Source organism: Pseudoalteromonas shioyasakiensis (assembly GCF_001550135.1).
GTDB classification, from domain to species: domain Bacteria; phylum Pseudomonadota; class Gammaproteobacteria; order Enterobacterales; family Alteromonadaceae; genus Pseudoalteromonas; species Pseudoalteromonas shioyasakiensis.
Genome location: NZ_LRUE01000024.1, coordinates 1 through 24,488 on the forward strand (window position 1 = coordinate 1; position 24,488 = coordinate 24,488).

27 protein-coding genes, 3 rRNA genes and 1 riboswitch are annotated in these 24,488 nt (G+C 41.9%); of the genes, 23 read left to right on the forward strand and 7 right to left on the reverse strand.

Translation table 11 applies throughout. The annotated features are described in order from the left end of the window. The 14 genes from PASHI_RS18865 to ung form a co-directional block, all read left to right on the forward strand. Window positions 1–686: ribosomal RNA gene (locus PASHI_RS18865) — 23S ribosomal RNA — on the forward strand; the annotation flags it as partial. Between the two features lie 125 nt (window positions 687–811). Next, window positions 812–926, forward strand: a 5S ribosomal RNA gene (gene rrf, locus PASHI_RS18870). 175 nt (window positions 927–1,101) lie between these two features. After that, window positions 1,102–1,216 (forward strand): 5S ribosomal RNA (gene rrf / locus PASHI_RS18875). Window positions 1,217–1,949: 733 nt separating this feature from the next. Then, the gene (locus tag PASHI_RS18880) at window positions 1,950–2,378 is read left to right on the forward strand and encodes an FKBP-type peptidyl-prolyl cis-trans isomerase (RefSeq protein WP_062566688.1); all 429 of its coding nucleotides are present in this window, start codon (window positions 1,950–1,952) and stop codon (window positions 2,376–2,378) included. 84 nt (window positions 2,379–2,462) lie between these two features. After that, window positions 2,463–3,080: a histidine phosphatase family protein gene (locus PASHI_RS18885; RefSeq protein ID WP_062566689.1), complete on the forward strand. Its 618-nt coding sequence runs from the start codon at window positions 2,463–2,465 to the stop codon at window positions 3,078–3,080. Window positions 3,081–3,140: 60 nt separating this feature from the next. After that, a riboswitch (cobalamin riboswitch) is annotated at window positions 3,141–3,208 on the forward strand. Between the two features lie 103 nt (window positions 3,209–3,311). Then, complete coding sequence (locus tag PASHI_RS18890) at window positions 3,312–4,142, forward strand: ABC transporter ATP-binding protein (RefSeq protein ID WP_062566690.1); 831 nt, start codon at window positions 3,312–3,314, stop codon at window positions 4,140–4,142. Next, window positions 4,135–5,124, forward strand: a complete 990-nt coding sequence (locus PASHI_RS18895; RefSeq protein ID WP_062566691.1) for a FecCD family ABC transporter permease — start codon at window positions 4,135–4,137, stop codon at window positions 5,122–5,124. Before PASHI_RS18890 ends, PASHI_RS18895 begins: the two co-directional genes overlap by 8 nt. A gap of 3 nt (window positions 5,125–5,127) precedes the next feature. Then, window positions 5,128–6,189 (forward strand): nicotinate-nucleotide--dimethylbenzimidazole phosphoribosyltransferase, encoded by a 1,062-nt coding sequence (gene cobT / locus PASHI_RS18900; RefSeq protein ID WP_062566692.1) that lies wholly within the window; start codon window positions 5,128–5,130, stop codon window positions 6,187–6,189. Between the two features lies 1 nt (window position 6,190). Then, window positions 6,191–6,997 (forward strand): adenosylcobinamide-GDP ribazoletransferase, encoded by an 807-nt coding sequence (locus PASHI_RS18905; protein WP_062566969.1) that lies wholly within the window; start codon window positions 6,191–6,193, stop codon window positions 6,995–6,997. Beyond that, the gene (cobU, locus tag PASHI_RS18910; protein ID WP_062566968.1) at window positions 6,994–7,521 is read left to right on the forward strand and encodes a bifunctional adenosylcobinamide kinase/adenosylcobinamide-phosphate guanylyltransferase; all 528 of its coding nucleotides are present in this window, start codon (window positions 6,994–6,996) and stop codon (window positions 7,519–7,521) included. The genes PASHI_RS18905 and cobU overlap by 4 nt, the downstream gene beginning before the upstream one ends. After that, window positions 7,521–9,005 carry a cobyric acid synthase gene (locus tag PASHI_RS18915; RefSeq protein ID WP_062566693.1) on the forward strand — a complete coding sequence of 495 codons (1,485 nt, stop codon included), beginning with the start codon at window positions 7,521–7,523 and terminating at the stop codon, window positions 9,003–9,005. Before cobU ends, PASHI_RS18915 begins: the two co-directional genes overlap by 1 nt. A 9-nt stretch (window positions 9,006–9,014) precedes the next feature. After that, complete coding sequence (gene cobO / locus PASHI_RS18920; RefSeq protein ID WP_062566694.1) at window positions 9,015–9,614, forward strand: cob(I)yrinic acid a,c-diamide adenosyltransferase; 600 nt, start codon at window positions 9,015–9,017, stop codon at window positions 9,612–9,614. A 1-nt stretch (window position 9,615) separates the two neighbouring features. Further along, the gene (locus PASHI_RS18925; protein ID WP_062566695.1) at window positions 9,616–10,473 is read left to right on the forward strand and encodes a cobalamin-binding protein; all 858 of its coding nucleotides are present in this window, start codon (window positions 9,616–9,618) and stop codon (window positions 10,471–10,473) included. Continuing rightward, the gene (ung, locus tag PASHI_RS18930; protein ID WP_062566696.1) at window positions 10,470–11,162 is read left to right on the forward strand and encodes a uracil-DNA glycosylase; all 693 of its coding nucleotides are present in this window, start codon (window positions 10,470–10,472) and stop codon (window positions 11,160–11,162) included. The genes PASHI_RS18925 and ung overlap by 4 nt, the downstream gene beginning before the upstream one ends. On the opposite strand, the gene PASHI_RS18935 is transcribed toward ung, so the two are convergent. Continuing rightward, a complete protein-coding gene (locus PASHI_RS18935) occupies window positions 11,163–11,351 on the reverse strand; it encodes a DUF3545 family protein (RefSeq protein WP_054562330.1) in 189 nt (62 codons plus the stop codon). A 185-nt stretch (window positions 11,352–11,536) separates the two neighbouring features. Next, window positions 11,537–12,487 carry a transaldolase gene (gene tal, locus PASHI_RS18940; RefSeq protein WP_054562329.1) on the reverse strand — a complete coding sequence of 317 codons (951 nt, stop codon included), beginning with the start codon at window positions 12,485–12,487 and terminating at the stop codon, window positions 11,537–11,539. A gap of 222 nt (window positions 12,488–12,709) precedes the next feature. Here tal and yaaA point away from each other — a divergent pair, with 222 nt between their 5' ends. The 5 genes from yaaA (at window position 12,710) to PASHI_RS18965 (ending at window position 15,877) form a co-directional block, all read left to right on the forward strand. Further along, window positions 12,710–13,489 (forward strand): peroxide stress protein YaaA, encoded by a 780-nt coding sequence (yaaA, locus tag PASHI_RS18945; protein ID WP_062566697.1) that lies wholly within the window; start codon window positions 12,710–12,712, stop codon window positions 13,487–13,489. A 129-nt stretch (window positions 13,490–13,618) separates the two neighbouring features. Beyond that, on the forward strand, window positions 13,619–14,554 hold the full coding sequence (locus PASHI_RS18950) for a mechanosensitive ion channel family protein (RefSeq protein ID WP_058586517.1): 936 nt from the start codon (window positions 13,619–13,621) through the stop codon (window positions 14,552–14,554). Between the two features lie 161 nt (window positions 14,555–14,715). Then, complete coding sequence (locus PASHI_RS18955) at window positions 14,716–14,973, forward strand: ribbon-helix-helix domain-containing protein (protein ID WP_062566698.1); 258 nt, start codon at window positions 14,716–14,718, stop codon at window positions 14,971–14,973. Beyond that, complete coding sequence (locus PASHI_RS18960; protein WP_062566699.1) at window positions 14,960–15,262, forward strand: type II toxin-antitoxin system RelE/ParE family toxin; 303 nt, start codon at window positions 14,960–14,962, stop codon at window positions 15,260–15,262. The genes PASHI_RS18955 and PASHI_RS18960 overlap by 14 nt, the downstream gene beginning before the upstream one ends. Window positions 15,263–15,400: 138 nt before the next feature. After that, the gene (locus tag PASHI_RS18965) at window positions 15,401–15,877 is read left to right on the forward strand and encodes a hypothetical protein (RefSeq protein WP_062566700.1); all 477 of its coding nucleotides are present in this window, start codon (window positions 15,401–15,403) and stop codon (window positions 15,875–15,877) included. Between the two features lie 240 nt (window positions 15,878–16,117). Here the strand turns inward: PASHI_RS18965 and serA are convergent, their stop codons facing one another. The 5 genes from serA to PASHI_RS18990 all read right to left on the reverse strand — a co-directional run bounded on the left by serA (window position 16,118) and on the right by PASHI_RS18990 (window position 20,882). Beyond that, on the reverse strand, window positions 16,118–17,347 hold the full coding sequence (serA, locus tag PASHI_RS18970; RefSeq protein WP_054554254.1) for a phosphoglycerate dehydrogenase: 1,230 nt from the start codon (window positions 17,345–17,347) through the stop codon (window positions 16,118–16,120). 14 nt (window positions 17,348–17,361) lie between these two features. Continuing rightward, a complete protein-coding gene (gene rpiA, locus PASHI_RS18975) occupies window positions 17,362–18,015 on the reverse strand; it encodes a ribose-5-phosphate isomerase RpiA (RefSeq protein ID WP_054554255.1) in 654 nt (217 codons plus the stop codon). Between the two features lie 54 nt (window positions 18,016–18,069). Next, window positions 18,070–18,666: a 5-formyltetrahydrofolate cyclo-ligase gene (locus tag PASHI_RS18980; RefSeq protein WP_054562325.1), complete on the reverse strand. Its 597-nt coding sequence runs from the start codon at window positions 18,664–18,666 to the stop codon at window positions 18,070–18,072. Between the two features lie 13 nt (window positions 18,667–18,679). After that, a complete protein-coding gene (locus PASHI_RS18985) occupies window positions 18,680–19,246 on the reverse strand; it encodes a hypothetical protein (protein ID WP_062566701.1) in 567 nt (188 codons plus the stop codon). 118 nt (window positions 19,247–19,364) lie between these two features. Then, window positions 19,365–20,882, reverse strand: a complete 1,518-nt coding sequence (locus tag PASHI_RS18990) for a S10 family peptidase (protein WP_054562323.1) — start codon at window positions 20,880–20,882, stop codon at window positions 19,365–19,367. Window positions 20,883–21,126: 244 nt separating this feature from the next. On the opposite strand from PASHI_RS18990, the gene PASHI_RS18995 reads away from it, so the two are divergent. The 4 genes from PASHI_RS18995 (at window position 21,127) to PASHI_RS21905 (ending at window position 24,438) form a co-directional block, all read left to right on the forward strand. Continuing rightward, entirely contained in the window at window positions 21,127–22,356 is a 1,230-nt protein-coding gene (locus tag PASHI_RS18995; protein WP_062566702.1) for a diguanylate cyclase, read from the forward strand. 181 nt (window positions 22,357–22,537) lie between these two features. Continuing rightward, entirely contained in the window at window positions 22,538–22,876 is a 339-nt protein-coding gene (locus tag PASHI_RS19000; RefSeq protein ID WP_054554260.1) for a P-II family nitrogen regulator, read from the forward strand. Window positions 22,877–22,885: 9 nt separating this feature from the next. Further along, complete coding sequence (locus PASHI_RS19005; protein WP_054562321.1) at window positions 22,886–24,115, forward strand: ammonium transporter; 1,230 nt, start codon at window positions 22,886–22,888, stop codon at window positions 24,113–24,115. Between the two features lie 161 nt (window positions 24,116–24,276). Further along, a complete protein-coding gene (locus PASHI_RS21905) occupies window positions 24,277–24,438 on the forward strand; it encodes a YqaE/Pmp3 family membrane protein (protein WP_082401591.1) in 162 nt (53 codons plus the stop codon). The last annotated feature ends 50 nt before the right edge of the window (window positions 24,439–24,488 follow it).

Genomic DNA, 24,488 nt, shown 5'->3' on the forward strand with positions numbered 1-24,488 from the left:
TTACGGACAGTGCCTGGTGGGTAGTTTGACTGGGGCGGTCTCCTCCCAAAGAGTAACGGAGGAGCACGAAGGTTGGCTAAGTACGGTCGGACATCGTACGGTTAGTGTAATGGTAGAAGCCAGCTTAACTGCGAGACAGACACGTCGAGCAGGTACGAAAGTAGGTCATAGTGATCCGGTGGTTCTGAATGGAAGGGCCATCGCTCAACGGATAAAAGGTACTCCGGGGATAACAGGCTGATACCGCCCAAGAGTTCATATCGACGGCGGTGTTTGGCACCTCGATGTCGGCTCATCACATCCTGGGGCTGAAGTCGGTCCCAAGGGTATGGCTGTTCGCCATTTAAAGTGGTACGCGAGCTGGGTTTAGAACGTCGTGAGACAGTTCGGTCCCTATCTGCCGTGGGCGTTTGAGAATTGAGAGGGGTTGCTCCTAGTACGAGAGGACCGGAGTGAACGAACCGCTGGTGTTCGGGTTGTCATGCCAATGGCACTGCCCGGTAGCTACGTTCGGAACTGATAAGCGCTGAAAGCATCTAAGCGCGAAGCAGGCCTCGAGATGAGTTCTCACTAGACTTTTAAAGTCTCTGAAGGGCCGTTGAAGACTACAACGTTGATAGGCAGGATGTGGAAGTGGTGTGAGCCATTAAGCTAACCTGTACTAATTACCCGTGAGGCTTAACCATACAACGCCAAACGCGTTTTATGACAGCGTAACAGACAGAAGTTAAGAAACTAAAGTAGACATTTACTTGATATCAGATTTCCAGATTTATTAATTTGCTCAGAAGAGCGAATTAAACCAAATTTGCTTGGTGACAATAGCGTTTTGGACCCACCTGACCCCATGCCGAACTCAGTAGTGAAACGAAACAGCGCCGATGATAGTGTAGCAGCTGCTATGTGAAAGTAGGTCATCGCCAGGCTCCTAATTAAAGTGTTAGGTTTCCCATAGCAGCTGCTATGTGTCTCTCTACCGCTGTGGGCACTTGGTCATATCCAGGCTCCTAATTCAGTCGAAAGACTTTAAATTAAGTCGAAAGACTTTAAATTAAGTCGAAAGACTATAAATAAAATAATAAGAAAATTGAAAAGAATTTTCTTGGTGACAATAGCGTTTTGGACCCACCTGACCCCATGCCGAACTCAGTAGTGAAACGAAACAGCGCCGATGATAGTGTAGCAGTTGCTATGTGAAAGTAGGTCATCGCCAGGATCCTATTAAAGAAAGCCCGATTCGAAAGAGTCGGGCTTTTTTGCGTCTGGGAGCTTTCAGCTTTCAGCCGTCAGACGTCAGCTGAACTGTGGGGTTGTTTAGTGCAGAGACTCCCTCAGCATTCACTCTGTTCATTCTCCAGGTAGGTTGGGTAGAGCGGAGCGAAACCCAACATGAGTTAGCGAGTTGCAAGTTAGCAAGGGTAAAGTTGAACTGTTAGGTTGTTTAGTACAGAGACTCCCTCAGCAACATCCCCGTAGGAGGTACTTCAGTGCCGAATAGACAGGAGACATCAGACGTCAGATATTAGAGGTCAGTTGATCTGTGGGGTTGTTTAGTAAAGAGTCACCCTCAGCAACAAAACCCCGTAGGAGGTACTTCAGTGCCGAATCAGACCATAACAAACACATTCATGGCTAAAGCCATTCCTACAAGTACACTTTACCTAGAACCTAGAACCTAGAACCTAGAACCTAGAACCTAGAGCCTAGAGCCTAGAGCCTAGAGTAGAGGGAGACTATTACCCAAAAACCCACACTGCGAGGCTGATCGCTGATAGCTCTGTGTTGGGTTTCGCTGCGAACTACCCAACCTACGCCAGACCCTCAAACTTTACTCTTTCTAACTCGTATCTTTCCCCTTTCTAACTTGTAACTTTACTCTCGCAAACTTGCTTCCCTAACCTTGTTATGCGATAAAGCGTTTTATATTTGTAATACAATTAAGGTGTACTGTGTCTCGTAAGAAAACGACCAAGTCAAAAGGCTCTTCAGGTTTAAATCGTAAAAATAGTGAAGCATTTATTGCTAAGTTCTCATCTCACCCAGATACGCATCTATGCCCGTCGGGCTTGATGTATAAAGTGATTGATGAAGTTGAAGGGGAGCGAGTAACAGAGTTTGATACAGTGGTTATTAATCAACGTATTATGCTTGCGGATGGCAATGTGATTGCCGACAGTTATAAAGCGGGTATGCCTGAGGTGTTCGCTTTATCCGAAGCTATAGAAGGGTTAAGAGAAGGTTTGTTATTAATGAATATCGGTTCTCGCTATGAATTTGTGATCCCTCCAGAGCTTGCTTGGGGTAAAAAAGGCAACGGTGGCAAGATTGGCGCAAATGCAGTGCTACATTTTGACGTTCGTTTAATGCGTTTAGCTTAACTCTCTGAGTATAGTTCCCTTAGCATAAGTCGACAGAGTACTTAAAACGCGTTAACGTTCACTATTGGTTTACTGAGGAACATTATGGGCGCAATTACTTCACGAGTTTACTTTCTTCGCCATGGCGAAATCGCTACACCTGGAATTCTTTCTGGGCAAATCGATGTCGGTTTATCTGAGCAAGGCCTTGAACAAATGCGCCAAGCCTCTGCTGAGTTCATAAATTTAAATGCCATATATAGTTCACCGCTAAAGCGTTGCTCAGTCCACGCTGATTATTTAGCAAATCAATACTCACTGAATGTACAGTATTATAACGCGCTAAAAGAGTTTAATTTTGGTGATTGGGATGGCCAAGACTACCAACAGCTTTGGCAGCAAACGAGTAAACCTCATATCGGTGATTTTTGGCAGCATCCTTGGCAAGTAAAAGTCCCCAATGGTGAATCTATGGCAGACTTTTACGCTCGGGTAGAGGCATGGTGGCAAACATTTTTACAATCACTGTATGAATCTAAGCATGAACAGTCATTGGTAATAAGTCATGCTGGGGTGATTAAACAAATCCTTGCTATTGTTTGTCAGATGCCAAAACAATCAGCCACGCATTTAAATGTTTTTCATCTTCCTTATGCAGGGCTTATTACACTCGATGTATATATAGATGAACAAGGACAAGCTTGGCCTAAAATTGTTTTTTAGCCATCTAGAGCGATATTCATTGAATTATTTACTTAGCCCGCCATAATACTCATATGCTATGGAATGGAGTGAAATTCTCCAGCTGTTCCCGCAACTGTGATCCATCTAAATAATGGTCAGCCAGATACTTAGCACTAACAACTAATCATCGAGCGGGTCAACTCACATCATTTTCTGGTACTTACCAGTGTTTTCTTGTGCGTTGTGATTACTCGCCAAGAGAGAATAAGCTTGCAACAAAATAGCCTTAGCGCTGCGCCATTAATATCAGTGTCTGATTTAAGTTGGGGTACTGCGAATAAAACTATACTTAAATCAATTAACCTTGAGTTAAAAGCAGGGCAATTTATCGGTCTACTCGGCCCTAATGGTGCGGGTAAATCAAGCTTGCTGCGTTGTCTTTATCGTTACTTGAAACCTCAGCAAGGGGTTGTGCTGCTAAGCGGTCAAGATATTTGGCAAATCAGTGCTGATGAATATGCAAAGCAGGTTGCAGTGGTTTTACAAGAGTCTCCATCGCAGTTTAATTTGTCTTTGTTCGATGTAGTGAGTTTAGGCTTAACACCTCATAAGCGACTTTTCAGCGCCACGTCTGCCAAGGATAAGCAGCGTATTTTTCAAGCGATTGAGCAGGTTGGTTTATCTCATCACAGTGAACAAGCATTTGATTCGCTCTCAGGTGGCGAAAAGCAAAGAGCGCTTATTGCACGCTCTATCGTACAACAACCTAAGTTGCTCATCATGGATGAGCCTACCAGCCACCTTGATGTTAAATACCAAATTCAAATAATGGAGTTAGCAAAGTCCCTTGATTTGACTGTGCTTGCCTCTTTCCATGATTTAAATCTTGCTGCGAGTTTATGTGATGAATTATTGGTGATTGATGAAGGGTGTTTGGTTTGTCAGGGACAACCAAAAGCGGTGCTAACAGAGCAGCTTTTGAGTGATGTATTTGGTGTCTGCGCAGCGGTATCTGCTCACCCGCAATCAAGCTCTGATAAGTTTATTCCGCACATCACTTATTTTTATGGTTATCAGACACAGGAGCATCAAAATGACTGATGCAATGCGTTTAAGTATCTGTGTTGTCGTAGGGCTTATTAGTTGTTTTTTAGCATTGAGCTTTGGTGCTGCAAATACGCCACTGAGTGATGTTTTTAATGGTTTGTTTAGCCAAGGTAGCGATGAATTTGTGCAGCGTATTATCTGGCAGTTGCGTATGCCAAGAACGGTGCTGGCATTTTTAGCTGGTTCTGGGCTTGCCCTTGCAGGATTAATTTTGCAGACCGTAACCCGAAACCCGCTTGCTGATCCTTACTTGTTTGGTATTTCTTCTGGGGCTTCATTTGGTGTGGTGTGCTTTATAGCCCTAACCGGTGTGAGTTTTGGCTTTAGTATGTCAGTTGCAGCATTTGCCGGAAGCTTACTTTCTATGCTGTTGCTTATTGCTATTGCAGGGCGTCGCCATGTTGGCCAAGTTGAGGCCATGTTACTTGCTGGTGTTGCTCTATCTTTCTTATTTAGTGCTCTGACTAGTCTGCTGCTTTATTTTAGTGATCCACAAGCCATCACCGCCATTTTGTTTTGGACGATGGGCAGTTTTTCTCGTGCCCAGTGGGACACTCTTTGGCTGCCATTTACCGTTATTATCGCCTGCATGACACTGATGATTGCATTTCGTCGTCAACTTAATGCAATGCTGCTTGGTGATGAAAGTGCTGCAACCTTGGGTATTCATGTGCAGCGCTTTCGGATCATGATGCTGCTGCTAAGTTCATTGATCACAGCGGTGCTTGTTGCTATGTGTGGAGGCGTTGGTTTTGTCGGCCTGATGATCCCACATATTGTGCGCTACTTTTCACCGCAAGGCAGCAGCCATAACTTAGTTATGACATCCTTGGTCGGAGGTATTTTTATGGTGTGGGTAGATGTGTTATGCCGAACCCTATTGAATAACCAAGAACTACCCGTAGGTGTGATCACAGCCGCTATCGGTAGCGTGTTCTTTTTATTCTTACTTTATTTTCGTAAACAGAGCAGGTAGCGAATGTTTAATATCATGCCTATTAATCAGCAGTTTTCAGCTGTAATTCAACAAAAAATAGACCTTAAAACAAAGCCGTTAGGCGCTTTGGGTCAGCTTGAAAGTTGTGCTAAACAATTAACGCTTATTTTTTCAAAGCAACTTGATAGTGAGCAGGCGCTAGTTGCCTTTAAACCGGTTATTTCAAACCCTTCTCTAGTTATATTTGCAGGCGATCATGGTGTGGCAAGCCAAGGTGTGTCGATTGCTCCTAGCAGCGTTACATCACAAATGGTGGCAAACTTTGCAGCAGGAGGTGCAGCGATTAATGTATTTTGTCGCCAGCTTGGCTGGCAGCTAGAAGTTGTTGACGCTGGAACATTCAGTACTTCACACGATAAAAGTGTGCATAACCAGCGTTTAGGTGAAATCACTGCACCACTGAATACTGAAATGGCCATGTCACTTAGCCAGGTTGAAAAAGGGTTTGCATTAGCCAAGCAGCGAGTTTATTCACTCTATGAGCAAGGTTGTAATACCATCGCCTTTGGTGAGATGGGCATTGGCAATACCACAAGTGCAGCGGCATTAATGGCTGCCTTGTTGTCGTTACCAGCCAGCCAGTGTGTTGGTAAAGGCACTGGTGTGAGCGACGAGGTTGTTGCTAAAAAAATCAAGGTTGTTGAGCAAGCCCTCCAATTGCATCAAGCTCACTTAGATGACCCACTAATGACACTCGCTGCATTAGGCGGTTTTGAAATTGTTCAGATCACCGGTGCCATTTTAGCTGCTGCGGAGCTCGGCATGGCGGTGATCGTGGATGGCTTTATTTGTACTGCAGCAGCGCTTGTTGCAACTCGCATTAATGCAAACGCTCGCGATTACATGATATTTGCTCATGCCTCTGATGAACAAGGGCACAAAGCAATGCTCAATGCCTTGCATGCAGCACCTTTATTGCAGCTTGATTTACGTTTAGGAGAGGGCACAGGTGCTGCGCTTGCTTTACCTTTACTGCAAGCATCTTTGGCGTTTTATAATGACATGGCAAGTTTTGCCGATGCTAATGTTGAGCAAGTTGTCTGATATGAGCGATGAACAACACACTTCTGACTCTACCCCAAGTCAGCTTCAACTATTTTTACTGGCGCTTAGTTTTTTAACGCGTATCCCCGTTAAGTTAAACTTTGCAGTATCGAGTCAGGCACTCAATCAGGCCAGCCGTTATTTTTCATTGGTCGGTGTGTTATTAGGTGTACTTTTAGCGCTGAGTTTTTTACTGCTAAGTTGGTTATTCCCTGCAGCCATTGCAGTCGCGTTAGTTATGGCGTTTAGCTTGATAATCACAGGGGCATTTCATGAAGATGGCCTTGCAGATGTCTGGGATGGCTTTGGTGGTGGTTGGCAAGTAGCAGATAAGCTGAGCATTATGAAAGATAGTCGCTTAGGTACCTATGGTGCTGCGGCGTTAGTGATGGCCTTATTAATTAAGTACCAAACACTCGTTGCACTTAGCGAGGTAACCAGTACTGTGATTATTGCACTTGTTTTAGGGCAAAGCTTGAGCCGGGTTGTTGCAACAAGCTTAATTGCAGATATGGACTATGTAAGTCAGGACGCCACATCTAAAGTAAAACCAATTGCGATGCATTTAAGCACGCAAAGTTATCAAATACTGCTAGCAACTGGCGGTGCGGTGTTAGCAGTAGCATGGTTGTTTTTTGGCTTCACTCTAGGGCAATTATTAATACTCATCAGTGTGCTTTTTGTTACTCGTTTACTATTAAAGCGTTGGTTTGAAAAGCAGTTATCTGGCTATACCGGTGATTGCTTAGGAGCAGCCCAGCAAGTGACAGAGCTTGTTACCTACCTTTGCTTGGTGAGCTTATTATGAGCCAGCAACATACTTTAATTTTAGGCGGTGCTCGCAGCGGTAAAAGCCGTTTTGCTGAGCAGCTGGCAACAGATTCAAACAAGCCGCTTATCTACATCGCCACAGCCAATGCGGCTGATGAAGAAATGACAGCCCGAATTAATAGGCATCAAGCTGAGAGGGCTAAGCATTGGCAACTTGTTGAAGAGCCTTTGTATTTGGCTAAAGCACTACAACAACACAGCCAAGCTGAAAACTGTATTTTAGTGGATTGTTTAACCCTTTGGTTGAGTAATTGCCTATGCCAGCAGGGGGAAGCATTTTGGCTTGAGCAAAAAGCGGCCTTACTCGATGTGCTATCGCAATTGCCGGGTGAGGTGATTTTTGTCAGCAATGAAGTGGGTCATGGCATTGTGCCGCTCGGTGAATTAAGCCGTCAGTTTGTTGATCATTCAGGCTGGTTGCATCAAGCCTTAGCACAGCAAGTTGCACGTGTTGAGTTTGTGATTGCAGGTCTTGCACAAACCTTAAAAAGAGAGCAATGATGAAAACATTAATGGTGCAAGGCACGACCTCAGATGCAGGTAAAAGTACTCTTGTAGCAGCACTTTGCCGGATCTTTGCTGAGCGAGGCATAAAGGTTGCGCCCTTTAAGCCACAAAATATGGCATTAAATAGTGCTGTAACCGCAGATGGTGGCGAGATAGGTCGCGCACAAGCTTTGCAAGCTGTAGCGGCAAAAGTGCCCGCAGAAGTCGATTTTAACCCTATCTTATTAAAACCTAATAGCGATACCGGAGCGCAGGTAATCGTTCATGGTAAAGCGCTGTCGAATATGGAAGCGGGCAGTTATCACGACTACAAAAAAGTGGCGATGGATGCTGTTCTTACTTCGCAGCAGCGCTTAAGTGAGCGTTTTGAATTACTGGTTGTTGAAGGTGCTGGGAGCCCTGCAGAAATTAACCTGCGCGAAAACGACATTGCCAATATGGGTTACGCTGAGGCGGTAGATTGCCCGGTGATCATTATTGCAGATATCGACAAAGGCGGTGTGTTTGCCCATTTAGTTGGAACGTTAGCCTTGTTGTCTGAGTCGGAGCAAGCGCGCGTTAAAGGCTTTGTGATTAATCGTTTTCGGGGCGATATAGCGTTATTACAAGGCGGCCTTGATTGGTTAGAGCAATACACCAATAAGCCAGTGCTTGGGGTATTACCTTATTTACATGACTTAGCACTAGATGCTGAAGATGCCGTTGCTATAACTAATCAGGTCGATAAACCGCAATTACGCATAGCAGTGCTGCTACTTCCTCATATCAGTAATCACACAGACTTTGATGCACTGCGATTACAATCAGAAATCGATTTACAGTATGTACGTCATACTCAGGCTATTCCAAGTGTTGATCTGATTATTATACCGGGCAGTAAAAATGTACTCAGCGATTTAGCGTTTTTAAAAAATGAAGGTTGGCATAAACAAATAACACGTCACTTGCGTTATGGCGGTAAAGTGCTCGGAATATGTGGTGGGCTGCAGATGTTAGGCAACTACCTTGCAGATCCACATGCTGTGGAGTCTAATTTAGGCAGCGCAGCAGGGCTAGGGCTTGCTGACTTTGAAACGCAATTAGGGCAACAAAAAGTACTAAGCCAAGTCTCTGGTATTCTTCATTTAAACAATAGCGATAAAGTAATTTCAGGTTATGAAATTCACGCCGGGATTAGTCAAGGTCCGGCACTTGAAAAGCCATTTTTGAGCTTTAATGATCACCCAAGTGGATTCAAAGTAGATGGTTTTATTAGTGATGATAACCAAATAGCAGGTACTTACTTACATGGCTTGTTCGATACCCCTGAGGGCGTATCTGAGCTAATAACTTGGCTTGCAACAAATAGCCAAATAAAGCCAATTGATATTAACTTAAACCGTGAACAGCAGTTAAGCCGTTTAGCTAGTGTAGTAGCAGAGAATCTCGATATTGAACAAATCATCAATATTTATGAGAACTTCAATTTAGAGACATAAGGAACAACAATGAGCGAACAGAATCAAGATAAGCACCAACAACGCCAACAAAAAGTAAAACAAAAAGTCGACGAACGGATTGCTGCTGCACAAAAAGAGCAGGGTATTTTTCAGGTTATAACTGGCAACGGTAAGGGTAAATCGACTTCTGGTTTTGGTACTGTTGCACGTGCGGTAGGTCACGGAATGAAAGCCGCTGTGTGTCAGTTTATTAAAGGTACATGGGAGTGCGGTGAACGCAACCTACTCGAAAAAGCAGGGGTTGAATTTGTTATTATGAACACCGGTTTTACTTGGGAAACACAAAATAAAGAGTCAGATACAGCTGCTGCGCAAGTGACATGGCAAGAAGCGAAAAGAATGCTGAAGGATGAGTCGATTAACCTCGTTATGCTCGACGAAATAACCTATATGATCACCTACGGCTATATTGATTTAGACGAAGTGCTAGAAGCCATTAGCTCTCGCCCTGCTATGCAATCGGTGATAATTACAGGTCGTGGTGCGCACCGTAAACTAACCGACTTAGCTGATACAGTCAGTGAAGTCAGAAACGTAAAACACGCTTTTGATGCAGGGATAAAAGCGCAAAAAGGGTTCGATTTTTAACATGAAGGCCATCAAGTTAGCACTTTTAGGTTTTTTATTTTATTTACCTGCATTGGCTCAGGCTCATGAAATTAAAGAGCCGCAGCGTATCGTTGCCTTAGCACCGCACATCGTTGAAAACCTATTTGCGATTGGAGCAGGAGAGCGCATTGTCGGTACCGTTGACTATGCAGACTTTCCTCAGCAAGCGAATGATATCGAACGAGTAGGCGGCTATTACGGCATTAACATGGAAAAACTGTTGTCGTTAAAACCAGACCTAGTTCTGGCTTGGAAAACGGGTAACAAAGCCGAAGATCTCGCTTACATTGAAAAATTAGGTATTCCGGTAGCGTACAGCAATCCAAATCAGGTTGATAATGTGGCTGATGAACTACGTAAACTAGGCACGCTTACGCATTTGCAAACCAAGGCAAATAAAGTAGCCAAACAGTTTGAAGCTAAACTCAACGCTATTCGTACAGCGCAAGAAGGCAAACCGAAAGTGTCGGTGTTTTATCAATTATGGCCTGAGCCAATGATGACAGTTGGCGGAAACACTTGGATCAATCAGCTATTAACTATTTGTCATGCGGATAATGTGTTTGCTAATAGTGATACAGACTACCCGCGCATTAGTATTGAAAATGTATTGGTTGCCAATCCAGAGGTAGTGATTATTCCTGATGAAAAATCGAAAAAGCCTCAGCCTAAAATTGATTGGCGACAATGGCCTGAATTGCCGGCGGTGCAACATAACCAGTTTATTAGTGTAAACGCAGACTTATTGCACCGTTTTACAACCCGTATGCTTGATGGTTTGACCGACATGTGTGGTAAAATAGACGTTTCTCGTCAGCAAATACAGGCTTCAAAATGATCGATTGGCAAACATTTCTAGATACCGAACTTGCTAAGCCCTACATGCAAGAAACCTTACAATATGTGGCCGATAGACGCGCAGCAGGCGTTACCGTTTATCCGAAAGACGAACAGGTATTCTCAGCTTTTGATGCTACACCTTTAAATGAAGTTAAGGTGGTTATTTTAGGGCAAGATCCTTACCACGGAGAAGGGCAAGCCCATGGTTTATGCTTTTCGGTATTACCAGAAGTTAAAAAATTACCACCGTCTTTGAAGAATATGTACAAAGAGTTGGCTACTGATATAGAAGGTTTTGAGATTCCTCACCATGGCTATTTGCAAAGCTGGGCTGAGCAAGGCGTGTTCTTACTCAACACGGTATTAACGGTTGAGCAAGGGCAAGCTCATTCTCATAAGCACCTTGGTTGGGAAAAATTTACTGATGCAGTAATTGCGCTTATTAATCAGCACTGTGACGGTGTGGTGTTTGTGTTATGGGGCGCACATGCTCAGAAAAAAGGCAAACACATTGATACCTCGCGTCATCATGTGATCCAAGGCCCGCATCCATCACCGCTTTCTGCACATCGTGGTTTTTTTGGTTGTCAGCATTTTTCAAAGACAAACCAGCTACTTACTGATCAAAATAAAGCGCCAGTAAATTGGTCGTTGCCGCAAATGCAAAAGGCCCTTGCGGGCCTTTAATTAAAAGTCTAATTCATCAAGCTCAATGCTGTCTGTGAAATAGTCTAACTCCTGTAGTTCTTTGCGAAGTCTATGCTTGTCTTTCAAAGCTTCGATTTCGCGCCATTTTCTCTTTTTATTTTTTGTAGAGGTCTTTTTTGTTTTACTAGGACCTTCTAATATTTCTAAAATATCGTCTAGGCTATCCATGAACTTCTCCTATTGATTTTTTGAACCTCGGAAATACCTATACCACAGGCTGCTCAAAAATAGAATAAAAAAGTGACAATACTGTTACAGAAGTGTGATTGATAGATGAATAGATCAAAGGATTAGTTATTTTAGAAACAAAAACGCCACCTAGCGGTGGCGTTTAAAAAATGCTGTAATTTGAATTACATTGCTTTAAAGCGTGCTTCTAATTCAAGCTGTGCTTGTGCAAAAGAGCGAATACCCTCAGCAAGCTTTTCTGTCGCCATAGCATCTTGGTTATGTAACCAACGGAACTGACTTTCAGTTAGTGGTGCTGGTTTTTCTTCAACAGTAAAGTCGCTCTCTAGTAGGTACTCTTGTGCATCCGTTAATTGGCCTAACTCTTCTAAAAGACCTGGGCTAATCGTTAACTTATCACAGCCAGTAAGTGCGATGATCTCGCCTGTGTTACGGAAGCTTGCGCCCATAACAACTGTTTTGTAGTCGTGGCGTTTGTAGAATTCGTAAATGCTACGTACAGATTGCACACCTGGATCGTTTAGCGGATCAGTTGGTTTTTCCATACCGTTAGCAACGTGCCAGTCTAAGATACGGCCAACGAATGGTGAAATTAAAAATACATTTGCATCGGCACATGCGCGTGCTTGTGCTTCAGAGAATAACAGCGTTAAGTTACACTTAGTGCCTTCTTTTTCAAGCTGCTCAGCGGCTTTGATACCTTCCCAAGTTGATGCAACTTTGATTAGGATTTTATCTTTGCTAACACCTTCTTTTTCGTAAAGGCTCAGTAAAGTGTGGGCTTTGTCGATAGTCGCTTGGGTATCAAATGATAAACGTGCGTCTACCTCTGTAGAGATATAGCCCGGTACGATTTCGCTAATTTCTTTACCAATTAATACAGCAAAGTAATCACATGCTAACTCAAGTTGTTTAGCTGCATCTTGCTCGGTTTCTTTGGCATATTGCCACGCTTTATCTAAATAAGGCTTATACGCTTCAATTTCACTGGCTTTTAAAAGTAGAGATGGGTTTGTTGTTGCATCTTCTGGTTGGTGCTTTTTGATAGCTTCGATATCACCTGTATCTGCAACAATAGATGAATGCTGTTTAAGCCTTTGTAGTGCTGAAGTCATTTGCTTTCCTCATTCCAAGCAAGTTAAAAGAAAATCCATTATAGCGGCCTTTATGCTGCAACACTATGACAGTGTTTAATAGGTCAAATGTCCTTAATACAGAAAACTAGAACATTATGTATGAAAAGAGCAGCGGATAAAGGCAGGACGAAACAAAACGTGCATTTTGATTCAATTAATGTTGAAATTGACATCAAACAAATTACAAGTCAATAGCTAAGTATGATCACTGTTATTTCACCTGCAAAAAATTTAGATTACGAAACACCAGCCACGACCGATAAATTCACTCAACCTGAATTACTCGAGCACAGCGAAGAGTTAATGTCAGTTTGCCGTGATTTAACACCAGCGCAAATTGGTAGCCTAATGAAAATCAGCGATAAACTAGCTGGTTTGAATGCGGCACGCTTCGCCGAGTGGTCACAGCCATTTACTCAAGATAACGCAAAACAAGCCGTGCTAGCCTTTAATGGTGATGTATACGGTGGCTTAGATGCGCAAACGTTAAGCGATGCTGATCTTGATTACGCACAGTCGCACTTACGTATTTTGTCTGGTCTTTATGGTGTGCTTAAACCATTAGACTTAATGCAAGCTTACCGCCTTGAAATGGGCACTAAGTTAGAAAACCCACGTGGTAAAAATTTATATGAGTTTTGGGGTAGTGTTATCGCCGAAAAGCTAAATACAGTGCTTGCTGAGCAAGATAGCAAATACTTGGTAAACCTTGCTTCTAATGAGTATTTTAAAGCGGTTGATAAAAAAGCATTAAATGCACAAATCATCACTCCACATTTTAAAGACTGTAAAAACGGCCAATATAAAGTGATCAGCTTTTATGCGAAAAAAGCCCGCGGCATGATGGCACGTTACATCATTGAAAATAAAATCACCCAATTAAGTGATTTAAAAGATTTCACCGTTGCAGGTTATTACTTTAGCAGCGATGCAACAGCAAAAGAATTAGAGCCTGTTTTCTTACGGGAAGAGCAGAACTAATTTCTTAGTAAAATGAATTGGAAGAGCCGTGCTTAGCACGGCTTTTTTATGGTTTTAATACTCTAAATTAGAAATGGCGTTCATCTTGCTAAATACTTTGTTGAGCGATTAATTCAACAAGGTACAAAAATGTTAAAAATTCCGACAGTAAGTGAAGCTGAAAAGCTGATAGAAGAAAAACTCGGTGGCTGGGTTGATATCATCATAAGCCATATTCCAAACTTTATTGTCGCAGTAATTATTACTATCGTGTTTTCACTGCTGGCGCGTATCGTTGGCTCAATGCTTAGAAAGCTATTACGCCGCTCGTTAGAGTCTTCGCAAATAGCAGACTTAATGTCATCGATAGTAAAAGTCATCGTGTTATGTGTAGGCTTATTTGTAGCCCTTGATTTCTTGGGTCTCAGAGGCACTGTCACCTCATTACTTGCTGGTGCTGGTATCGTTGGTCTTGCAATTGGTTTTGCCTTTCAGGACATGACAGAGAACCTTATAGCGGGTATTGCTATGGGTATTCGCAAACCATTTAAAACAGGTGATGTAATCCGCACCGAAAGTGTGTTTGGTACTGTACGGGCGATTAACCTTAGAAATACCCTCATTGAGAACTTTTATGGGCAACTTATCTTAGTGCCTAATAAGATTCTATTTAGAAATATACTCAGTAACTACAGCACCTTAGGTGTGCGTCGTATCGAAGTGCCAGTGGGTATTTCGTATGCTGACGATCCAGAACAAGCCGCTGAGGTGATTGTTAAAAAAATCAATGAGTTTGATTTTGTTATTAAACAAGAAGAAACCGCCGTTTACGCCGAAAGCTTTGGTGATAGCAGCGTAAACTTACTAGTTTGGTTTTGGATTAAATACCCCGGCGAAGCGGATTTCATGACCGTTCGTCACAAGGCTGTTGTGGCAGTTAGAAACGCCCTAAGCGAAGCTGATATGACCATCCCATTCCCAATCCGCACGTTAGATTTTGGTATCAAAGGCGGCGAGAAATTAAATGCCATGATAAGCGAAAAACAGCAAGATAAAGACGCTGAGGTACCGCAAACCGATGAGTAAAATTTACTGACTCATCGGCGAGATTTACACAGGGAAGTGTGTTTGAGGAGGGAAGTTAAGTAAAAGGTATAGTTGATTACTAGCACCAATAAGCTAAGCTTGATTGTAGTAGTATAAAATAGGATTATATCTGGATTTGATCTATTTAAGATGAGTAAATTATGGCGATGGTAAAAAAAAGTATCACTGTGACTGCCCAACAAGAAAAATGGATGCAAGCCCAGCTCGCTTCAGGAAATTATGCGAGTGACAGTGAGTTACTTCGAGATTTGATTAGAAAAGAGCAAATGCGAGCTTCTGAAATTGAAGCTATTCGTATGAAATTGATTGAAGCAGAGAAAAGTGGACTCTCAGATAAATCACCAAATCAAATGTTAGCTAGTTTCAAGGAAGAAGCGAGTAAGGATGGAAAGTTATAAACTTAATATTCAAGCCGAAGCTGATTTGAAGCGAATTTGGTTTCGTGGTTTGGAGCAATATGGTGAAAATCAGGCTGATGCTTATATTTATAAGTTTTTTGATCGTTTTGAGCAATTGGCAAAGCAACCTTATTTAGCACCAGCAGTCGATGAAATTAGGCAAGGTTATCGACGAGCTGTTTGTGGTGTTGATAGCATTTATTTTCGCATTCAAGGTGGGAATGTAGAAATTATGAGAGTATTAGGCAGGCAAGACATTCAAGCTAATCTTCGAATTGGCAATGTATAATCAATTTAACTTCAGACATTACAAAATATCGACAGGCTTTTTGTTTAATTCAGTAACTCGTATAGATTTTCTATGACTGCTAATTTATTTGTTGTGGCTTTATCAAATCTATCCAGATCGAAGGAGTCGTTTTGGGATATGAAGTATTTTTCAATTTTTTTGATTTTAATTTCGCTTGTCGGCTGTAAGTCCACACAAAGCACTATCGAATATACTGACCCTGGGTTTTATCTGGAACCCGTTTTAAAACTGAAAGTTGTTCCAACTTTCTCAAACCCTGTAATATATGAGGTTACAAGTGTAAGACCTTATCAGCTATTAACTACAGTTTATGAAGGGTCTGGTGGCTATAATTGGAAAGGCATTAAGTCAGAGAAGAGTGTAGAGTTAACTGAAGGTGAGTATTCAAGCTTATTGTTAATGCTTGAAAAAGCATTGGAGTTTCCAAAAGATAAAACGCGAGGTGTGGATGGAGACACTTGGATGCTGGAAAGCTCATTGTATCAATATACCGCTGTAGCTTTTTGGGAGCCTGAAGTTCAAACCGGTGAGCGAGGACTTGGTAGTTTTGTAAAGTTAAAAGAATTTCTTGCGCATCTAAGTAGTAAAAATTAATTGAAATACTAATAGTTACATGTTTAGTATAGTTAAAGTGTAGTGGCCTTTCTTAGGCATAACTTTTCGCGCGAAATAAATTTTACGCCTACATTAAAGTATTGCACCCTAACAACAGGTATGCACAATCGGCTTATCGCTGACAGCTTAAGGCTTACAGCTTTGTTAAAGTTTTGTCCTACAAAAAAAGCGCAAGCAGTTTAACTGGTTGCGCTTTTTATCTATTTGATATGCCAACGATTAGTGAAGGATACGTGCTCTGATTGTACCTTCAACTGCACTTAGCTCTTTAAGAGCGACTTCTGATTGGTCTGTATCTACATCAATTACTACGTAGCCAATTGATTCGTCAGTTTGTAAGTACTGGGCTGCGATATTAATGCCGTGCTGTGCAAATGCTTGGTTAATTTGCGTTAGAACACCAGGGCGGTTGTGGTGCACGTGTAATAAGCGGCTGCGGTTTGCAAGCTCAGGCAGTGATACTTCAGGGAAGTTAACTGCCGTAATGGTTGAACCATTATCTGAGTACTTAGCTAGTTTGCCCGCTACTTCAATACCGATATTTTCTTGTGCTTCTTGTGTTGAACCACCAATATGCGGAGTCAGAATTACGTTATCGAACTCGCGCAGCGGTGATACGAACTCTTCATCATTTGATTTTGGTTCTACAGGGAACACGTCGATTGCAGCGCCGCTCAGCTTTTTATCACGAAGTGATTCTGCTAGAGCATCAATATCAACAACAGTGCCGCGAGAAGCATTGATCAAGATGGCGCCTTGCTTCATTACTTCAAGCTCAGCCATACCAATTAGGTTCTTCGTTTGTGGTGTTTCTGGTACGTGTAAGCTAATAACGTCAGCACGTTGTAGTAACTGAGTTAGGTTATGAACTTGTGTTGCATTACCCAGCGTTAGCTTGTCTTCGATATCGTAAAACTCAACGTTCATACCGATATTTTCAGCCATGATACCTAGCTGTGTACCAATGTGGCCGTAACCAATAATACCTAACGTTTTACCACGTGCTTCAAATGAACCGTTGGCTGATTTTAACCAACCACCGCGGTGTGCTAGGGCATTACGCTCTGGAATACCACGAAGCAGTAATAAGATTTCACCAAGTACTAATTCTGCAACAGAGCGGGTGTTTGAAAATGGTGCGTTAAATACCGCAATACCACGTTCACGAGCACCTTGCAGGTCGACTTGGTTAGTACCGATACAGAAGCAGCCGATTGCGACTAGCTTTTCAGCTGCTTCTAGTACCGCTTCATTAATATGAGTGCGAGAACGAAGGCCTACAAAGTGCACATCTTTAATGCGCTCAATGAGCTCGTCTTCAGGTAAGGATGTTTTTACGTAATCAATATTACTGTAGCCATTACGCTTAAGCGTTTCTACAGCACTTTGGTGCACGCCTTCCAGCAAGAGAATTTTAATTTTGTCTTTTGCTAACGATACCTTACTCATATCCTCATTCCTATTTACTTTATTTGCGGCCCATTTTTGGTGCCGATAATGACTTTATCTGCACCGCGATGGGCAAATAAGCCGTTTGTTACTACACCAACAATCTGGTTGATTGTTAGTTCTAATTCTTTGGCGTTGCTGATATCTAAATTGTGCACGTCTAAAATGACGTTACCGTTATCTGTTACAACACCCTCACGGTAAACAGGGTCACCGCCTAGTTTTACTAGTTCACGAGCTACATAGCTGCGTGCCATTGGGATCACTTCAACCGGCAGTGGAAATGCGCCTAATGTTGTAACTTCTTTAGATTCATCAACAATACAAACAAATTGTTTTGCTACCGCTGAAACGATTTTCTCGCGTGTCAGCGCTGCACCACCGCCTTTGATCATCTCATTGTGTGGGTTGATTTCGTCTGCGCCATCAACATACACATCAAGGCTTGATACATCGTTTAGTTCGAATACTTCAATACCCAGTGCTTTTAACTTTTCAGTTGAAGCCTCAGAGCTTGAAACTGCACCAGTAATGGTGTCTTTTACTGTATCAAGTGCATCAATAAAGTGATTCACTGTAGAGCCTGTACCTACACCAACAATGGTATTTTCATTTACAAACTCTAGGGCTGCCCAGGCAGCGGCTTTTTTTAATTCATCTTGCGTCATAATTATGTGCTCAGTTAGCTGTCAGAGAGGGCCTATAGTATACAAACAGTTTGCTTACCATTGGTAGATTTTCTCTGGGGTTATAATGTGTTTTAACGGTACATCCCACGATTCAATTGGCAATGCTGAAACATGCTGACATTGATGGGCAAGGCCTATCAAAATCGGTTTTTGCCAGTTTTCTTGGTAATACCGAGCCAACGTTTTGTCATAAAACCCACCGCCCATTCCTAAACGGTTACCTTGATCATCAAATGCCACTAATGGCATAAGTAAAATATCAAGCTTATCTAAAGGACATATTTGACTGCAATTCAACTTGGGCTCCAAGATACCATAGCGGTTTGCAGTCATGGGTGAATTTTCTTCATACCTCTGAAAGTATAAAGTTGTGCCATTGAAGGGGTGGATGATAGGCAGATATAAATGCTGTTCTTGCATCCATAATTCTTTAATTAACAAAGAAGTGTCTAATTCACCATCATTGCTGAAATAAATGCCAATATGGGCATTTTTAGGTGTTTTTAGCGATTTTAGGTGTTGAGTAAAATTCACTTTTAGCGCAATTGCTGCATTTTTTTGTTGTTCAACAGTCAGTGAATTGCGCTTTTTTCGAATAGATTGTCTGATTTCTGCTCGTGTGTTGCTCATGTCAATATTAGTGTTAACTTTCTAAAAAGGAGAAAAGTTCAGGAAAAAGCTCCACTACACCCAAAATGATCAATAACACAATGACCATTGCAATAAGCGAATAGAGTAGGGTGTTTGAGCGTTTTTTAACAGGCTCTGTTAATGCGTCTTCAAGTAGCAAGTCATCTTCTTGCCAGCTATCGTCGCTATCAGCAACGCTATTATTTTCAAGCTCAGGTAAACGTTGCTCTAAGTCATCAAGTTTTTCTTCTAGGCGAATAAGACTACTGGTGATGTAATCTAGGGCATCAAAAATACGTTCTTCACGCTCTTTGGCCTGTGCGGCTGTATTGTCTGATTGGCTGCTGGTGGCTGCTTTGGTAATCGGTTGGAGCTTGGCTTTAATGCCAACACTGGCGAGTAACTTTGCTTGTTTTAGTGCTTTATCTTGCTCGCTTGGTGCAAATAATGGCTTATGCTCAAACAGGGTCGCAACTTTATCTGTTGTAGTTTTTAGTTTTGCAGCTAGTTGCTCTGTTGCTTGTGCTTGGTCGACACCGGCTTCAAGCCCTGCAAACATAACGCGAAATTTTTCTGCCATTTGCTGATTATCCAAATCCTTAAATCAATGACTTGAGTATATACCCAAAAAGATTAGCGTAAAAACAAAAGCCCGTATAAAACGGGCTTTTTCTGTTATGGTTTTGCAAATACGCTGTTTAGTATTTTGCAGCTTTACCTTCGGCAGGCAGTGATTTAAGGATAAAATCACGTAAGTCATTATTTGATGACTCAAGATCAGCATGGCGTAAATACATCATGTGACCACTGCGATAGCCTTTAAAGCTTAAGCGATCTTTCATTTTGCCACTTGGATCTAACTGCCACATTGTGTATTTAGCATCAAAGTAGTTTGTAGCACCATCGTAGTAGCCAGATTGAATCATCACGTTTAAGTATGGGTTTTGTGCCATTGCTAAACGTAAGTTTTCACCTGTGTTGTTGCCTGAGCGATCCCAAGGGTGAACATTACCAAATAGGTTATATTTGATATCGGTTTTGTAATTAAGCTCTTCACGTAGGTAATAGTTAATCGCTGGCGTGAATGAGTGTAACCATGAAGTAAGCTCAGCCCAGTAATCAGGTGACTCACCTGCATCACGTTTGTCGATACCTAGGTAACGAGAATCTAAACGGCCCACAGTTTGGCCGCGCTCGCGTAATAGCTCTTTCCAGAAGAAGTTATTTGGAATATCAAGGTTATTTTGCTCAACAAACTTTTCAGATAAACCTGCGTATTTTGCTGCTTGCTTGATGATGGCACGCTTTTCATCAGCAGGTAAAAAACCACCTTTAGCAATTGCAGGTAAGAACTTGTTCACAGTGAACTGTTCAACTTCAGGTAATAATTCGTCTAAGTCTTTTGCCTGTAAGTCTGCGCTAAGGGCTTTGTGGTACCAAGCGGTTGCTGCAAAGTAAGGTAAGCGATTAGCAGCTTCTACCGGGCCTTCACGTTTAATACCAATTTCAGTTGGTGATACTAAAATAACGCCGTTGATATACATCCATTGGCGATTTTGTAATTCATGAGCAAGACCAGAAACACGAGTCGTACCATAGCTCTCACCAATTAAGAACTTAGGTGAACGCCAACGCTCGTTGCGAGAAACAAAGGTGTTTAACCATTCTGCTAAGTATTTGATGTCAGCGTTAACACCAAAGAACATTTTTTGTTGGTCTGACTTACTTGGCAACTCACCTTTTTCATTTTCAAGAACGCGCGAGTAACCGGTGTTAACTGGGTTAATATAAACAATATCAGCCACGTCTAAAATTGAGTAAGGGTTATCTTTTACGCCATAAGGTTGGACTGGGTAACCTTCGTCATCAATTTTTAATACACGTGGACCAGTATAGGCAAGGTGCATCCATACTGACGCAGAACCTGGGCCACCATTAAATGAAAAGACTAAAGGACGTTTTGTTCTATCGTCTACTTTATCGCGGGTATAATAAGTATATTGCAGCGTTGCAACGGCATCGCCTTGCTCATTCCAAACTGGTTGCGTGCCTGTGGTTGCGGTATATGAAAAGCGCTCACCATTAATGCGGGCTTTGTGCTCTGTTACCACTTTGCTGTCAACGTCAATACGACGTCCGTTATCAGCAAAGCTTGGAGTACTGAAGGTCAGTGTTAGTGCTGTCACTGACAAGCCAATAAAACTAACTAGTTTCATGTTGATTCCTTATTATTCGAATTGCAGCTATTAAAAAGTAAAGCAAACTCGATGACAAACTAATGAGACTAGTGACCAATATTAGCTGTTAAACAGAAAAATAACCGAAAATGTTGAGCTGGTTACAAAAAAGTGCATTTTTTTAGCAAAGATATTTTGCTTAATTATTTAGCTAGATTAAAAAATGGCGTATATTTAGCGTGTTTATAATCTGTGTACACGTGCTTAAGAAAGAGAAGTTGCAATGCAAAGAGTATTAGTAGTTGAAGACAGTAAAGTAGTACAGCAAGTGTTACGTCACCTCGCTGCTCACTATTTAGATGTAGCTGTCGACTTTGCGTGGTCTTTAAAAGAGGGCGTCTCTTTAATTTCAGAGCACGATTACACTTTAGCTTTAGTCGATTTAACGCTACCTGATGCGATGAATGGCGAAGTAGCTAAATACACCTTATCAAAAAACATCCCGACCGTTGTTCTAACATCAAAGATTGATGAATACATTCGCCAGCAGATGTTAGAGCTTGGTGTGGTTGATTACGTGGTTAAAGATAACCGCGACTCATACCATTATGCGATCAAACTTGTTGCACAATTACTTAGAAACGATGGTAGCAAAGCGCTGGTGGCTGATGACTCAGTACTAAGTCGCACTTTAATGAAGCAAATGCTCGAAAAGCAGTTGTTTGATGTACGCGATGCTCAAGATGGTGAACAAGCACTACAAATGCTGAAAGACGATCCTGAAATCAAGCTGCTACTCACTGACTATGCTATGCCAACAATGGATGGTTTTGAGCTCGTTAAGGCGGTACGTAATTTCCGCGGCCGAGATGACTTAGCTATTATCGGTTTATCAGGTGCCGGTAAGCATGGTTTATCGGCGCGTTTTATTAAATACGGCGCTAACGACTTTTTAACTAAGCCGTTTATGAATGAAGAGTTTCATTGTCGTGTTATGCAAACAATGGAGCAGCTTGCTTTAATAGCCGATATAAAAGAAAGCGCATACCGCGACCATTTAACTGGCTTGCATAATCGTCGTTATTTTTATCAATACGCAGAAAAACTGCTTAAAAATGTTGAGCAAGAAAACGTATTAGCTTTGCTTGATATCGACTTCTTTAAAAATGTGAACGACCAGTTTGGTCATGAAGCAGGTGATCAGGCGCTAAAACAAGTGTCTTCATTTTTAAAGACTAAGTTTGATGACTTCACTATCGCGAGAATCGGCGGCGAAGAATTTGCCGTGGTACTGCATAATATGGACTTAGCTAAGGCCGAATCAAGGCTCAATACCTTCAGAGAGCAGTTAGCAAGCCATGCCTTTTCAATTAACGGTGAGCCTTACTCGTTAACTATGAGTATTGGTATGACTCAATTCCAAAAAGTATCGCTTACAGCTGCGATGCGCATTGCTGACAAGGCCTTATATCAAGCCAAACAGCAAGATCGGAACTGCTTAGTTAAACTATAGTTGTGCTAATTGCACCAGCGCTGGTTAATTGTTAAAAAAATGCACCAATAGGGTGCATTTTTTTTGTGAAAAAACCAATTTTTATTTTTAAGTTATTGAAAATAAGTAATAAAAAATAGTGGCACAAAGGTTGGATTGTATAAGCTAACAGGATAACAATAAGCGTCCGAAGGGGGCCACTATGAAAATGATTAGTGCAATAATAAAGCCATTCAAACTTGATGATGTACGTGAAGCATTGGCTGATTTAGGCATTGAGGGGATGACAGTTGTCGACGTTAAAGGCTTTGGCCGTCAACGTGGTCATACTGAGCTATATCGTGGAGCTGAATACCAAGTCGATTTTATTCCAAAAATCAAACTTGAAATTGCAACTCGTAGCGAAAATTGTCAACGCGTTGTTGAAACCATCACAAAAATTGCTTCAACAGGCAAAATTGGTGACGGCAAAATTTTTGTTTACGACTTAGACCAAATCGTTCGTATCCGTACGGGCGAACTTGATGAAGAAGCAATTTAAGGGGGAATTATGGAAAACACTATCGTAGAGTTGAAGTTCTCACTCGACACTTTTTACTTTTTAATGTCGGGTGTTTTAGTAATGTGGATGGCGGCTGGTTTCGCTATGCTTGAAGCAGGTTTAGTTCGTGCAAAAAATACAACAGAAATCCTAACTAAAAACGTTGCACTATTTTCTATTGCCTGCACTATGTTCTTATTAGTGGGTTACAACATCATGTATGTTGATAACGCAGAAGGTGGTTTCATCCCTTCATTTGGCGCATTAATCGGCACTCAAGCTGCTGATGCGGATCACTCTTTAGAGTCTGATTTCTTCTTCCAAGTTGTGTTCGTAGCAACAGCTATGTCAATCGTATCTGGTGCGGTTGCTGAGCGTATGAAGTTATGGGCATTCTTAATTTTCACTGTTGTTTTAACTGGTTTCATCTACCCAATCGAAGGTTACTGGACTTGGGGCGCTGGTTTCTTATCTGAAATGGGCTTTGTTGACTTCGCTGGTTCTGCAATCGTTCACGGTGCAGGTGCTGCGGCAGCGCTAGCTGGTGTACTTTTCCTAGGTGCTCGTAAGGGTAAATACGGTAAAAACGGTGAAATCTACCCAATTCCTGGTTCTAACTTACCGTTAGCAACTCTAGGTACATTAATCCTTTGGATGGGTTGGTTCGGCTTTAACGGTGGTTCACAGCTACTTGTTTCTGACGCTGAAAACGCAACAGCGGTTGGTAAAATCTTCTTAAACACTAACGCAGCAGCAGCGTGTGGCGCAATTGCAGCACTATTCGTATGTAAAGTGTTATGGGGTAAAGCTGATTTAACTATGGTTCTTAATGGTGCACTAGCAGGTCTAGTAACGATTACTGCAGAGCCTGCATCTCCAACGCCATTACTTGCTTGTTTACTTGGTCTATTAGGTGGTTCACTGGTTGTATTTAGCATCGTTGCTCTTGATAAAGCGAAAATCGATGACCCTGTAGGTGCTATCTCTGTACATGGTGTGTGTGGTGCATTAGGTATCATGTTAGTACCACTTTCAAACTCTGATGCAACCTTTGTTAATCAATTAATTGGCTTAGTATGTATCTTAGGATTTGTGTTCATCGCGTCATCAATCGTATGGGCAATCCTGAAAAATACCATGGGTATCCGTGTTACCGAAGAAGAAGAACTAAACGGTATGGATCAACATGACTGTGGTATTGATGCTTACCCTGAGTTTGTATCAGTTCGCAGTAACTAATCTTGGTGCGTGCAAATAGCACGCCCATAACAATATCATTGTGTGTTCAAATCAAAGCTCTACTTAGGTAGGGCTTTTTTGCGTTTAAATAAGTCTTTTCTGATAGGCGAAATCGCTATTTTTTGACTATGCTTAATGTTCATTTCTAACAAGGAAAAACGATGGATAACAAACTCTTGCTTATAATTATTTCGCTGTTTTTACCGCCTGTTGCGGTATTTTTAAAAGCGGGCGCAGGTAAAGACTTAGTGATTAACATTATTCTATGCTTTATCTTCTTTATACCTGCTGTGATCCACTCACTCTGGTTGTGTACACGCTAAACGAGTTTAAGTGACTGTTAATTTTACAGGTGTTAATATTGCGCTGTTCA